At 41.9% G+C, this 11,729-nt stretch carries 11 protein-coding genes; 7 read left to right on the top strand and 4 right to left on the bottom strand.

Translation table 11 applies throughout. From position 1 onward, the window contains the following. Positions 1 to 298 precede the first annotated feature (298 nt). A complete protein-coding gene (gene pruA / locus ACW6QP_RS07200; RefSeq protein WP_457910181.1) occupies positions 299 to 1,942 on the bottom strand; it encodes an L-glutamate gamma-semialdehyde dehydrogenase in 1,644 nt (547 codons plus the stop codon). Positions 1,943 to 2,084: 142 nt separating this feature from the next. Here pruA and ACW6QP_RS07195 point away from each other — a divergent pair, with 142 nt between their 5' ends. Then, positions 2,085 to 2,798 (top strand): NRDE family protein, encoded by a 714-nt coding sequence (locus tag ACW6QP_RS07195; RefSeq protein WP_457910180.1) that lies wholly within the window; start codon positions 2,085 to 2,087, stop codon positions 2,796 to 2,798. Here the strand turns inward: ACW6QP_RS07195 and apaG are convergent. Genes apaG through ACW6QP_RS07180 form a run of 3 tightly spaced genes read right to left on the bottom strand, consistent with a single transcriptional unit; the run spans position 2,795 to position 5,537 of the window. Beyond that, positions 2,795 to 3,181: a Co2+/Mg2+ efflux protein ApaG gene (apaG, locus tag ACW6QP_RS07190; protein WP_457910179.1), complete on the bottom strand. Its 387-nt coding sequence runs from the start codon at positions 3,179 to 3,181 to the stop codon at positions 2,795 to 2,797. The two genes, ACW6QP_RS07195 and apaG, sit on opposite strands and share 4 nt — an antisense overlap. A gap of 2 nt (positions 3,182 to 3,183) precedes the next feature. Beyond that, positions 3,184 to 4,287: a DUF3667 domain-containing protein gene (locus tag ACW6QP_RS07185; protein ID WP_457910178.1), complete on the bottom strand. Its 1,104-nt coding sequence runs from the start codon at positions 4,285 to 4,287 to the stop codon at positions 3,184 to 3,186. Next, complete coding sequence (locus ACW6QP_RS07180; protein WP_457910177.1) at positions 4,287 to 5,537, bottom strand: type IX secretion system plug protein; 1,251 nt, start codon at positions 5,535 to 5,537, stop codon at positions 4,287 to 4,289. Before ACW6QP_RS07180 ends, ACW6QP_RS07185 begins: the two co-directional genes overlap by 1 nt. A 167-nt stretch (positions 5,538 to 5,704) precedes the next feature. Between ACW6QP_RS07180 and ACW6QP_RS07175 the strand changes: the two genes are divergently transcribed. The 6 genes from ACW6QP_RS07175 to nqrF are packed head-to-tail and all read left to right on the top strand — an operon-like array spanning position 5,705 to position 11,677. Next, positions 5,705 to 7,048: a Na(+)-translocating NADH-quinone reductase subunit A gene (locus ACW6QP_RS07175; RefSeq protein WP_457910176.1), complete on the top strand. Its 1,344-nt coding sequence runs from the start codon at positions 5,705 to 5,707 to the stop codon at positions 7,046 to 7,048. A gap of 14 nt (positions 7,049 to 7,062) precedes the next feature. Further along, positions 7,063 to 8,244, top strand: a complete 1,182-nt coding sequence (locus tag ACW6QP_RS07170) for an NADH:ubiquinone reductase (Na(+)-transporting) subunit B (protein WP_457910175.1) — start codon at positions 7,063 to 7,065, stop codon at positions 8,242 to 8,244. Positions 8,245 to 8,246: 2 nt separating this feature from the next. Beyond that, complete coding sequence (locus ACW6QP_RS07165) at positions 8,247 to 8,990, top strand: Na(+)-translocating NADH-quinone reductase subunit C (RefSeq protein WP_457910174.1); 744 nt, start codon at positions 8,247 to 8,249, stop codon at positions 8,988 to 8,990. Between the two features lie 2 nt (positions 8,991 to 8,992). Then, complete coding sequence (locus tag ACW6QP_RS07160; protein WP_457910173.1) at positions 8,993 to 9,739, top strand: NADH:ubiquinone reductase (Na(+)-transporting) subunit D; 747 nt, start codon at positions 8,993 to 8,995, stop codon at positions 9,737 to 9,739. Between the two features lie 18 nt (positions 9,740 to 9,757). Continuing rightward, positions 9,758 to 10,372 carry an NADH:ubiquinone reductase (Na(+)-transporting) subunit E gene (gene nqrE / locus ACW6QP_RS07155; RefSeq protein WP_457910172.1) on the top strand — a complete coding sequence of 205 codons (615 nt, stop codon included), beginning with the start codon at positions 9,758 to 9,760 and terminating at the stop codon, positions 10,370 to 10,372. A gap of 18 nt (positions 10,373 to 10,390) precedes the next feature. Then, the gene (nqrF, locus tag ACW6QP_RS07150; protein WP_457910171.1) at positions 10,391 to 11,677 is read left to right on the top strand and encodes an NADH:ubiquinone reductase (Na(+)-transporting) subunit F; all 1,287 of its coding nucleotides are present in this window, start codon (positions 10,391 to 10,393) and stop codon (positions 11,675 to 11,677) included. Positions 11,678 to 11,729 lie beyond the last annotated feature (52 nt).

Genomic DNA, 11,729 nt, shown 5'->3' with positions numbered 1-11,729 from the left:
AATACATAGAAATATGGTATAATAGAAAACGTTTACACTCTTTTTTAGGGTATAAAACTCCTTATGAAGTAGAACAATAATTTTATCAATTTAAAAATGTAGCATAGGTCTTAGAAAAAATGTCCGACTTTTTCTTGCAAGTCCACTGGGAGGTAAAAGACTTAACTGGGACTGGTCGTAGGTCTTAAATACAACTTTAGCTTTCATACCATGAAAATAAAACAATCCTATATTATTTCGAATAAAAAAGAGGCTGCCTTTTCAGACAGCCTCTTTTTGTAAGATATTTTCCTACAAATTATTCTCCCATAAAAGGATAACGATAATCGGTTGGAGTTACGAAGGTCTCCTTGATCAATCTTGGAGAAACCCAACGCAATAAATTCAGTTTAGAACCGGCCTTATCGTTGGTACCGCTGGCACGGGCACCTCCAAAAGGCTGCTGTCCAACTACGGCACCGGTTGGTTTATCGTTAATGTAGAAGTTACCGGCAGCATTCTGCAGAAGCTCGGTTGCACGGGTAGCAGCATAACGATCTCCGGAAAGCACGGCTCCTGTAAGTCCATAAATACTGGTGTCATCTACCAGTTCCAGCAAATCATCCCATTTTTTGTCGCTGAAATTCTTGTCATCATATACATAAATAGTCACCACGGGACCAAATAATTCGGTTTCCATAGTGGTGTATTTAGGATCGGTGGTTAGAATCACGGTAGGCTCGATAAAGTAACCTTTCGATTTATCATAATTTCCACCTACTACGATCTCGGCATTTTTATCCTTTTTAGCCTTGTCAATGTAGCTGGCTAATTTATCGAAAGCGCCTTCGTGAATCACCGCCGTGATAAAGTTGGTCATATCTTCCGGCGATCCCATCTTGAACGAATTTACATCTTCGGTAACAAAATCCTTGATCTCCGGCCAAAGGCTTTTCGGAAGATATACCCTTGAAGCGGCGCTACATTTTTGTCCCTGGAATTCAAAAGCTCCTCTTGAAATCGCAGTAGCCACCTGTTTTGGGTTAGCCGTTGGATGAGCTACAATAAAGTCTTTTCCTCCGGTTTCCCCTACAATTCTTGGGTAGGTTTTGTAATTCTGAATATTACTTCCAATTTTATTCCAGATACCTTTAAATACAGTAGTACTACCGGTAAAGTGAATTCCGGAAAAATCTGGGCTGGCAAGGAGGGTGTCGGTAATCATCACCGGGTCTCCCATCACCATGTTGATCACTCCGTCTGGCACTCCTGCTTCACGGAAAACCTCCATAATCACCTGGGCCGAATATACCTGGCTGTCACTTGGCTTCCAAATAGCAACATTCCCCATTAGGGCAGCACTCGAGGGCAGGTTCCCGGCAATGGCGGTAAAGTTGAAAGGAGTGATGGCATACACGAAACCTTCTAGCGGGCGGTATTCTACACGGTTCCAGTTACCTTCAGATGATTCTGGCTGCTCGTTGTAGATTTGGCTCATATATTCTACGTTGAAGCGTAGAAAGTCACAAAGTTCACAAGCCGAATCAATCTCAGCCTGATAAATATTCTTTGACTGCCCGATCATAGTCGCAGCATTTATACGGGAGCGATAGGGCCCGGCGATAAGGTCGGCAGCTTTTAAAAATACTGCAGCTCTTTGTTCCCAGGGCAAATTGGCCCATTTGGTTCTGGCTTCCAGAGCGCTTTCTATCGCTTCTTCAACGTTTTTCTTTGAAGCCTTATGATAAATTCCGAGTTCGTGCTTATGGTCGTGTGGAGGGTACATCGTTGCAGTATCTCCCGTTTTTACCTGTTTAGAACCTATATATAAAGGTACTTCCATTTTGGTGTTGTACATATCTTTATAGGTAAGCAATACCTCTTCTCTTTCGGGGGTCCCGGGAGCGTAGGTTTTTACCGGCTCGTTAACAGCAACCGGAACGTGGAAAAATCCGTTAGACATAAATAATTTATTTAAAAGTTTTGTAATTAAAATTTCAAGTTGCTAAAGGTAAAAAATTTAAGCGATTTAAGGCAATTTCAGACCTCAGTTCACGAAAGCTTAACTATTTTAGCAAATAGGCTTAAATTATTAAGAAATCGCTATGTGTACGCTGAGTTTGTTGCCTCTAAATTTGACCGAAAACTCCTTCGTTTTGACCTCAAACCGGGATGAAGCACCGGGCAGGAAAACCCGGCCCCCCGCCGTTGAAATCTATAAAGAGGTGCCACTGCTGTTTCCTAAAGATATGGAAGCAGGAGGAACCTGGATTGGAATAAGCCAAAGAAAGCGCGCAATTAGCCTTATGAATGGAGCTTTTAAACCTCATAAACGCAAATCCAATTATCGGCTTAGCAGGGGAGTGGTGGTTAAGGATTTACTTGCTTCTGCTGATGTTTTTAAAACCCTGGAATCTTACGATTTTAACGGGATCGAAGCCTTTACTTTGGTGATGGTAAATTGGGATACCAATCTCGGTTTTACCGAAGTGGTTTGGGATGAAGAAAGGTTACACCTCAAAGAATTACAGCTTCAGGAGCATATCTGGTCGTCTTCACCTTTATACGACGAGAAGATGAAGCAAAAACGCGAGGCCTGGTTTTCGGAATTCCGAAGAAAAAATAAAATTACTCCTGAAGCTATGCTGGGCTTTCATCATTCGGCAGGAATTGGAGATAAAAGTCTTGACCTCATAATGGACCGCGGATTTGTAAAAACCAAAAGCATCTCGCAAATAATAGTAGCAGGAGGACAGGCGAAATTTTGGTATAAAGACCTGGAGAGCGAAAAGGTATATGAGGAAAACTTCGAATTTTAATTAAGCGCGAAGGGGGCGCTTAACTTAAAACTGGGAATGCGAACTCTAAATCTTCTGGCAGAACTGAAATTTACCATATTGTAATAACCGCTCATAGACCCAAATGGGGAAGTAAGAAGGCATCCACTCTCGTAAGAATGGCTTTCACCGGGTTTGATCACCGGCCGTTGGCCAATTACCCCATCTCCCGAAACCACTTCGGTGTAATTAAGTGCATCTTTAATTTTCCAGAAACGGGATTTTAGCTGCACACAGTCGTTACTTTGATTCTCTATGGTGATTTTATAAGCAAATGCAAAGCGGATATTACTATTCCTGTAGAACTTGCCCTCGAAGGAGGTTTCTACTGAAATTTTTATTCCCCTGGTGATTTGCTGAACCATAATTAATATATCGCGAAAGATGCCACAGCTGAAAAAACTGCTGCAATTCCTGCTAAAATAAAGAATATTAGGTTGAGTATCATAAACTTTAGAATCGTTTTAACACGGCCCTGTCCATAGAATTTCCGCAGGGCTTTATACAGGTAAAAGGTAAAGATCAGGATAAAAATCCAGGCAATATCTTCTGCATTTATGAAAAAATTCAGCAAAACATAGAAGGTAAATAACACAAAAAAGGTGGTTTGCACGTGAAAGGTGAACACCAGGTGTTCCATATAGGTATAGTTGCGACGCAGGTATAAAAGCCAGATAAAAAGTGCAAAAACCGGCAAATAAAAGAATATGATAAACGGCAGTTTGCTAATAAAGTAGTTTACAAAAATGTTCGGGTTCTTCTGGATCTCTATATAATCTACCGATTTTTTGTAAAGCCAATGATTATAGGTGCTGTGTTCGTGTTTAAGGCTGTCCAGGGCCTGGTAGGCATTTGGAATTGATTTTTCCTTGTAAAAACGATGATAGATATCCAGTTTTTTCCAGCTGGCATTCAGAAAAGACATAGTGTCCAGGCTGGATTGGTCTGTATAAACATCCAGATAGGTTTGTCTTCCCAGGCGTGGTTGCTCTTCAATTAATTTTACAATTCCCAGTTCATCATCGGCCAGCGGTGAAACGCTGTCTCTGTCGGTACGGGCACGCAGGCTGTCCAGGGCTGCTCTATTGGCTTCAGTAGAAATTCCGCCGGGTTGTATGGCCGGGCCGCTATTGGGGTTAAGGGTTTGGGTAAGCCCCCAAATCAAGAAAAATATAATGGAAGCGCTTAAATAAAACCTGAAGGGGTTGGCGTAACGCTGCCTTTTTCCAAGGATATAATCTTTCGAGATTTTTCCGGGTTGGAAAAGCAGGGCTCTCAGAGTTCTTCTGAAACGGGAATCGTAGGCAAAAATTCCGGCGAAAAATTCATTGAAAAAATCATCAAAAGATAACTTTTTGGTGGAGTTTAATTGTCCGCAGGCAGGGCAATATTTGTCGCTTGGATCTAAAGGATGATCACAATTTAGGCAACGTTTACCCCGAAATTTTAAGGCCGAGCGCCTGGTTTTCATTAGTTAGTAATTACAGTTGAATTTGCTCTCCCCACTCCAATAAGTCTGTCGTAACGGGCGCCGAGATCACGATAGTACACCAGTACCTGATAGGTGTTTTCGGTATCATCGTGGTTGCCGCTAAAAAAGCCTTCGTCTATACTGCCATCGGCTCGTTTAAGCACATATTTATAATTGTAAAATCCTTGCTTAAAAAGCCTGGCACCTTCGTATTGTCCCGATTCCTGGTTGTAGGTAAGTTTGGTGCTTTCGTCGGTTTGAAAATTATTGAATCCTCCAAAAATATGCGGTTCCCCGCCTTGCAGATCGTCGTAATTGATGAGGTTAAAATGCACCCAGGTATATTCGGCTTCAATATTAGGATCCCGGGCATTCAGGCTGCGTATTACAAACCCCCCGTTAATATCGGGATTGTAGGTGTAGGGCTCGCCGGCCCGGCTGCGATCGGGGAAAAGATGATGGTGGTAGAGCCTGTCTACATCTACATAATTAATATCGGCCGTAGAGGCCCGCAGTTCTTTGTTGTCGAACATAAGATATTCATTCCCGCCCCAAAATGAACTCTCCTGGTCATAGCGATAAATAAGCTCATTGCCCATGGTGAACTGAGGTTTTAAATCGGTGATGGCAGATTTTAAATTGTGATTCTGAATTAAAACCACCCTGATGGTTTGGTCTGGATTTTTTAGTAAAAATTCCCTGGGATCTATGCTGAAGTTCAAAACCTGCCGGGTTTCGATAAAATTGAGGTTTCTCGATCTTTTAATCTGAATGGGTACGACGGCGAGCCTTTCAGCCACCATAAATTTTCGGGAAAACACCAGTTCGCCACCGCCATTAAAGATTTTGATCATATAGTTACCGCTCACTTTAAGGCCTCTGCTTTCTTCATTTGGAATACTTAGGCGGTAGTGAGAATAAGACTGAAGCGTATTATAGGAATTTTCATAATTGAAAATCCGAATATTATCTATGCCTTCTAAATATTCGGCCTTTGCTAATTGGGATTTGGCCCAGTTATGATCAAAGTGTTCGATCTGGTAGTAATAATCGGCTTCATCGCCAATAATATCATCAAAACTAAGGTGCAGGCGTTCGCCCATATTGATCACGGGATTACCATTTTCCTGGAGCGAATCCCCGTGCAGTTGAATGCTGCGAATATAATTTGGTGGCAGGTTTTCATTTTCCTGACCTATAAGAAATAAGCTGTTTGAAATACAAAGCAGTAAAAAGAATATGTTTTTCATTCTCTGGTATATCTACAAATGTAAATACAAATTTGATACCCGAATTTTTAACATTTCATTTTAACAATTGCCTTAATCGAAATTTAATGCATTTGTTGGGTGGTTTGAGGTTAAAATTCTAAATTTGCAGCACTTTAAAATTAATTTTTTAACATACACTCCATCCTATGTCAAAAGACATTCGAATTAAAAGAGGTTTATCTCTAAGATTAGAAGGGGAGGCGGAAAAAGAGCTGGTACAGGCTCCAAGGTCAAAGACCTATTCCATAAAACCGCCAGATTTTCATACAGTGGTACCTAAAATGGTGGTTAAAGAAGGAGCTCAAATCCTTGCCGGCGATGAAATTTTCTTTTCCAAATACACAGAAGAAATTCGTTTTACCAGTCCTGTTAGCGGTACGCTAAAGGAAATTAAGCGTGGAGAACGTCGTCGTATTCTGGAAGTGATTATAGAAGCACATCCTCAGGATAGCTACAAAGAATTCGGGAAACTCGATGCAGCTTCGGCCAGTGCCGATGCCGTAAAAGCCAGAATTCTTGAAAGCGGCTGTGGGGCTTTTCTAAAGCAACGTCCATACGATATCATTGCCGATCCTAAAGATACGCCAAAAGCGATTTTTATTTCTGCAGTGTCTACGGCGCCTTTAGCGCCAGATTGGGGCTTTGTTTTAAAGGACCAGCAGGCAGCTTTCCAGGAAGGAGTAAAAGCATTGCAAAAACTAACGCCCGGGAAAGTGCATCTTTCAGTAGATAAAAGTTCTGCTTCTGTGCTTGGAAATACCCAGGGAGTTGAGTTGCACAACGTAAACGGGCCTCACCCGGCCGGAAATGTTGGAGTGCAGATTCATAAAATAGATCCTGTAAACCAGGGAGAGCGTGTTTGGGTAATTGCTCCTGAAGACGTTGCCATTATCGGAAATCTTTTCCTTACCGGAAGATTTGAAGCTAACCGCACTGTGGCTGTAACCGGTAGTGAAGCTAAAGATCGCAAATATTACCAAACTAAAATCGGAGCCAATTCGGCCGATCTTGTTGGTAATGTAAGTGAAGATATTAGAATGATTTCCGGGAATGTGCTTACCGGCGATAAGATTACCAATAATCAATATCTTAACTTCTACGCCAATGAGCTGTGTATGATTCCTGAAGGAAATCAATACCGTGCCTTTGGATGGTTGCCATTTACCTATAATAATATTCATTCAAATTCCAGGACTTCACTTTCCTGGTTGTTCCCAAATCGCAAGTACACACCTACTACCAACCTTAACGGGGAGGAGCGTGCACTGGTGGTGACCGGGGAGATGGAAGAAGTGCTTCCAATGGATATTTTCCCTATGCAGCTAATAAAAGCCTGTATGGCGGGTGATATTGAAAAAATGGAAAATCTGGGTATCTATGAAGTTGCTCCTGAAGATTTCGCACTTGTAGAATACGTAAATACCTCGAAAATCGAAATTCAGGAAGTGATAAGATTGGGTCTGGATTTAATGATTACTGAAGTTGGTTAAAAAGCAGTAGCACTATGGAATGGATTAGACAAAGATTAGATAAAATAAAGGAGCCTTTCGGAAAAGGAAAGAAATTCGAAAAATATGCTCCTGCGGTTAACGCGATAGATACTTTCCTTTTTACCCCAAATCATACCACTCAAAAAGGTGCGCATATTCGTGATGCAGTAGACCTTAAGAGAACTATGATCACCGTGGTAATCGCACTTATTCCCGCCTTGATTTTCGGGATGTGGAACCAGGGGTATCAACATTTTGTGCAACTTGGGGGTGATTTCACCTTTTGGGATGCAATAGGACACGGAGCTCTTAAAATTATTCCGATGATTGCGGTTTCTTATGCTGTTGGTCTTGGAATTGAATTTGCCTTCGCAATTTACAGAGGTCACGAAGTAAACGAGGGTTACCTGGTAACGGGATTGCTTATTCCAATGATTATGCCGGTAGACCTGCCGCTTTGGATGTTAGCGCTTTCAGTAATTTTTGCTGTATTAATTGGGAAAGAAGCTTTTGGAGGAACAGGGATGAATATTCTGAACCCTGCCTTAACTGCAAGGGCTTTTGCTTTCTTCGCCTATCCAACTTATATGTCTGGAAACCAGGTGTGGGTTAGTGAGGCCAGCAATATTGAAGCAGTATCGGGTGAAACTATCCTGGGGAGTTTAGCTGCAGGTGAGCAGGTATCCTATAATTCTATGGATATGTTTATGGGAGTAATTCCCGGATCGGTTGCTGAAACTTCGGCCTTATTTATTCTTGCAGGTGCCCTGCTTTTGGTGTTCACCAAAGTTGGAAACTGGAGAATTATTTTAAGCGGATTTATCGGAGCAGCAGTGATGGCTTTAATTTTCAATGCACTTCCTTCACTTGGAATCACAGGAAATGAACTTACCAATTTTAGCTGGTACAATCACCTGTTAGTGGGAGGTCTTGCCTTCGGAATTGTATTTATGGCTACCGATCCTGTATCGGCTTCTCAAACCCTAAAAGGAATGTGGATTTACGGATTCTTGATAGGTTTCCTTTCCATTATGATCAGGGTATTTAACCCGGCATATCCCGAAGGAGTGATGCTTGCTATTTTACTTATGAACGTATTTGCTCCTACCATAGACCATTACGTGATTCAGTCAAACATCAAGCGCAGAAGGAAAAGAGTAAAAACCGCAACCGGACAGGTTGAAACAGCAGTTTAATTATGGAAGAAAAATCAGTAAATAAAACAAACAGCAACGGTTACACTTTTATGTTCGCCATTATTATGGTGATCGTGGTAGCCTCGGTGCTGGCTTTTACCGCCACCTCGCTGCAGCCAATTCAGCGCGAGAACGTAAGGCAGGAAAAGATGCAAAGTATTCTGGCAACTATTGGTGTTGAAACCGATAGAGCCGGAGCTGAAGCTTTGTATGACCAATATATTGTAGAAGAATTAAGTCTTAGAGAAGACGGTAGCGTAGACGAAGAGGTTGATGCCTTTACCGTAGACCTTGCCAAAGAATTAAAAAGACCGGTTTCTGAACAAATCTTTCCTCTGTATGTAGCAGATTATGAAGGTGAAAAATACTATATCGTACCGCTAAGAGGAAACGGACTTTGGAATGCGATTTTCGGATACATCTCTCTTAAAGACGATGTGAATACCATTAAGGGTGCCACCTTCGACCACCTTGGGGAAACCCCCGGTTTAGGTGCCGAGATCACCAAAGAATGGTTTAAGGAAAGTTTCGCCGATGAAAAGATTTTTGACGAAAGCGGAAATCTTATCGGGGTATCGGTTGTGAAAGGGAACAACGATTCTTCGAATAAAGACGACAACCGGGTAGATGCAATTTCAGGAGCAACTATTACGGGAGACGGGGTTTCAGATATGATTTCTGAAAGACTGAAGCGTTACCTGCCGTATTTCGAGCAGCAAAAAGATATTAAAGTAGCAACTAAGTAATTATGGCTAAGGAGATAAAAAATACTTCCGAAGAAAAGGAAGCTAAGAAAAAAGAAATGATTCTCTTCCTGTCTAATTCAGAAGAGAGAGAGCATTTTCTGTCGAAAGCAAACAGAAAAATATTATCAGATCCATTAGACGATAATAACCCGATTACCGTACAGGTACTGGGTATTTGTTCGGCCCTTGCAATTACGGTTCAGTTAGAGCCTGCAGTGGTAATGGCCATCGCGGTGGTAGCGGTAATGGCATTTGCCAATATGATCGTATCGCTTTTGCGTAATATGATTCCAAGCCGAATCAGGATTATCGTGCAGCTGGTAGTAGTTGCCTCCCTGGTGGTATTGGTAGACCAGATTTTAAAGGCCTATGCCTACGATGTTAGTAAGCAGCTTTCGGTTTTCATCGGGCTTATTATTACCAACTGTATCGTAATGGGACGTTTGGAAGCCTTCGCCCTGGGGAATGGAGTTTATAAATCTTTCCTTGATGGTGTGGGTAACGCGGCCGGATACGGTCTAATTCTTATCATCGTAGCCTTTTTCCGTGAGCTGCTTGGTTCCGGGAAATTATTCGGGTATGAGGTGTTAGGTCACAAAGCCGCAACCGCAGCCGAATCTACAGGTCTTTATGCCCTGGGTTACGAAAATAACGGATTAATGCTGCTTTCTCCTATGGCGCTTATCGTAGTGGGAGTGATCATCTGGTTACAACGTGCCAGAAACCGTAAACTAATTGAAGAAAACTAACAGCTAAAACAAGATATAATGGATTATGTAAATTTATTTGTTAGGAGCATCTTTATAGAGAATATGATTTTCGCATATTTTCTTGGAATGTGTTCTTACCTTGCCGTTTCAAAAACAGTAAAAACAGCTGTTGGTTTAGGTGCTGCGGTAATCTTTGTACTTACCATCACCGTTCCTATTAACTTTTTACTGGACAATTACCTGCTAAGACCGGGAGCTTTAACCTGGCTTGGAGCCGAATTTGCCGATGTAGACCTTAGCTTCCTGAGCTTTATTATGTTTATCGCGGTAATCGCTTCTATGGTACAACTTGTAGAGATGATCGTTGAAAAATTCGCGCCTGCTCTTTATGGGGCATTGGGGATTTTCCTTCCCCTTATCGCTGTAAACTGTGCTATACTTGGAGGTTCATTATTTATGCAGCAAAAAGATTTTGGAGCAATCACCGAAGCCTTAACCTACGGGTTTGGAAGTGGAATTGGTTGGTTCCTTGCCATTCTTGGAATCGCTGCCATTAGAGAAAAGATCGCTTACTCCAATGTACCGGCACCTTTAAAGGGTCTTGGAATCACATTTATCATAACCGGACTTATGGCCCTAGGGTTTATGAGTTTTATGGGAATTAAATTATAATAAGGAAAAAATAGGATTATGACAGTTGTAATAGCAAGTGTAGTAGTATTTTTAGTATTGATCCTGGCCCTGGTTTCCATGCTTCTTGGAGCCAAATCCAAATTATCCCCATCTGGCCCGGTGACTATAAATGTGAATAACGAAAAAGATATCGAAACAGGATCGGGAGGGACTTTGCTGTCTACTCTTGGTGATAATAAATTATTCCTGCCTTCTGCCTGTGGTGGAGGTGGTACCTGTATTCAGTGTAAATGTATAGTTTCTGAAGGGGGTGGAGCCATTCTTCCTACCGAGGAGCCTCACTTTACCCGTAAAGAGATCGCACAGGGCTGGAGACTTGGATGCCAGGTAAAGGTGAAGCAGGATATGAAAATTCAGATCCCTGAAGAAGTCTTCGGAATTAAAAAATGGGAAGCTACCGTTGTGAGAAACTACAACGTAGCCTCTTTTATTAAGGAATTCGTAGTAGAAATTCCTGAAGATATGGATTATAAGGCTGGAGGTTATATCCAGATTGAAATTCCGAAGTGTGAGGTGAAATATGAAGATATGGATATCACCGCACACCCTGAAGAGCACGATACTCCCGATAAGTTTAAGGAAGAGTGGGACAAGTTCAAACTATGGCCATTGGTGATGAAAAACACCGAAACCGTAGAGCGGGCATACTCTATGGCTTCCTACCCGGCCGAAGGTCGCGAGATTATGCTTAACGTTCGTGTTGCTACCCCGCCATGGGATCGCGCCAAAGACGGATGGATGGATGTAAATCCGGGAATCGCTTCTTCTTATATTTTCTCGAGAAAGAAAGGAGATAAAGTAACGATCTCTGGACCTTATGGTGAATTCTTTATCAACGAAAGCGATGCAGAAATGCTTTACGTTGGTGGTGGAGCCGGGATGGCGCCAATGCGTTCGCACCTGTATCACCTTTTCCGTACACTTAAAACCGGAAGAACCGTGACTTACTGGTATGGAGGTAGATCTAAACGTGAATTGTTCTATACAGAACATTTTAGAGCTCTGGAAAGAGACTTCCCTAATTTCAAATTTTACCTTGCATTATCTGAACCCTTAGAGGAAGATAACTGGAAAGTGAAAAAAGATCTGGATGATGATGGAGATGGTTTCGTAGGATTTATTCACCAGGTAGTAATCGATAATTATTTGAGCAAACACGAGGAGCCTGAAGAAATCGAATTATACTTCTGTGGTCCTCCATTGATGAACAAAGCTGTTCAGAAAATGGGTGAGGATTTTGGAATCCCACCAGAGAATATCAGGTTTGATGACTTTGGAGGTTAATCCTTAAAGTAGATAATTTAAACCCCTGTGAAAGCAGGGGTTTTTTCGTTTA

The sequence above is a fragment of the Salegentibacter haimaensis genome (assembly GCF_054121495.1).
This window is presented reverse-complemented; position numbering and strand designations above follow the sequence as displayed.

What these genes read in the sequence shown, in the direction of transcription:
- pruA (WP_457910181.1), bottom strand. Translation starts at nt 1,942, where the DNA reads ATGTCTAACGGATTTTTCCACGTTCCGGTTGCTGTTAACGAGCCGGTA.
- ACW6QP_RS07160 (WP_457910173.1), top strand. Translation starts at nt 8,993, where the DNA reads ATGGCTAAGGAGATAAAAAATACTTCCGAAGAAAAGGAAGCTAAGAAA.
- ACW6QP_RS07185 (WP_457910178.1), bottom strand. Translation starts at nt 4,287, where the DNA reads ATGAAAACCAGGCGCTCGGCCTTAAAATTTCGGGGTAAACGTTGCCTA.
- nqrE (WP_457910172.1), top strand. Translation starts at nt 9,758, where the DNA reads ATGGATTATGTAAATTTATTTGTTAGGAGCATCTTTATAGAGAATATG.
- ACW6QP_RS07175 (WP_457910176.1), top strand. Translation starts at nt 5,705, where the DNA reads ATGTCAAAAGACATTCGAATTAAAAGAGGTTTATCTCTAAGATTAGAA.
- apaG (WP_457910179.1), bottom strand. Translation starts at nt 3,181, where the DNA reads ATGGTTCAGCAAATCACCAGGGGAATAAAAATTTCAGTAGAAACCTCC.
- ACW6QP_RS07170 (WP_457910175.1), top strand. Translation starts at nt 7,063, where the DNA reads ATGGAATGGATTAGACAAAGATTAGATAAAATAAAGGAGCCTTTCGGA.
- nqrF (WP_457910171.1), top strand. Translation starts at nt 10,391, where the DNA reads ATGACAGTTGTAATAGCAAGTGTAGTAGTATTTTTAGTATTGATCCTG.
- ACW6QP_RS07165 (WP_457910174.1), top strand. Translation starts at nt 8,247, where the DNA reads ATGGAAGAAAAATCAGTAAATAAAACAAACAGCAACGGTTACACTTTT.
- ACW6QP_RS07180 (WP_457910177.1), bottom strand. Translation starts at nt 5,537, where the DNA reads ATGAAAAACATATTCTTTTTACTGCTTTGTATTTCAAACAGCTTATTT.
- ACW6QP_RS07195 (WP_457910180.1), top strand. Translation starts at nt 2,085, where the DNA reads ATGTGTACGCTGAGTTTGTTGCCTCTAAATTTGACCGAAAACTCCTTC.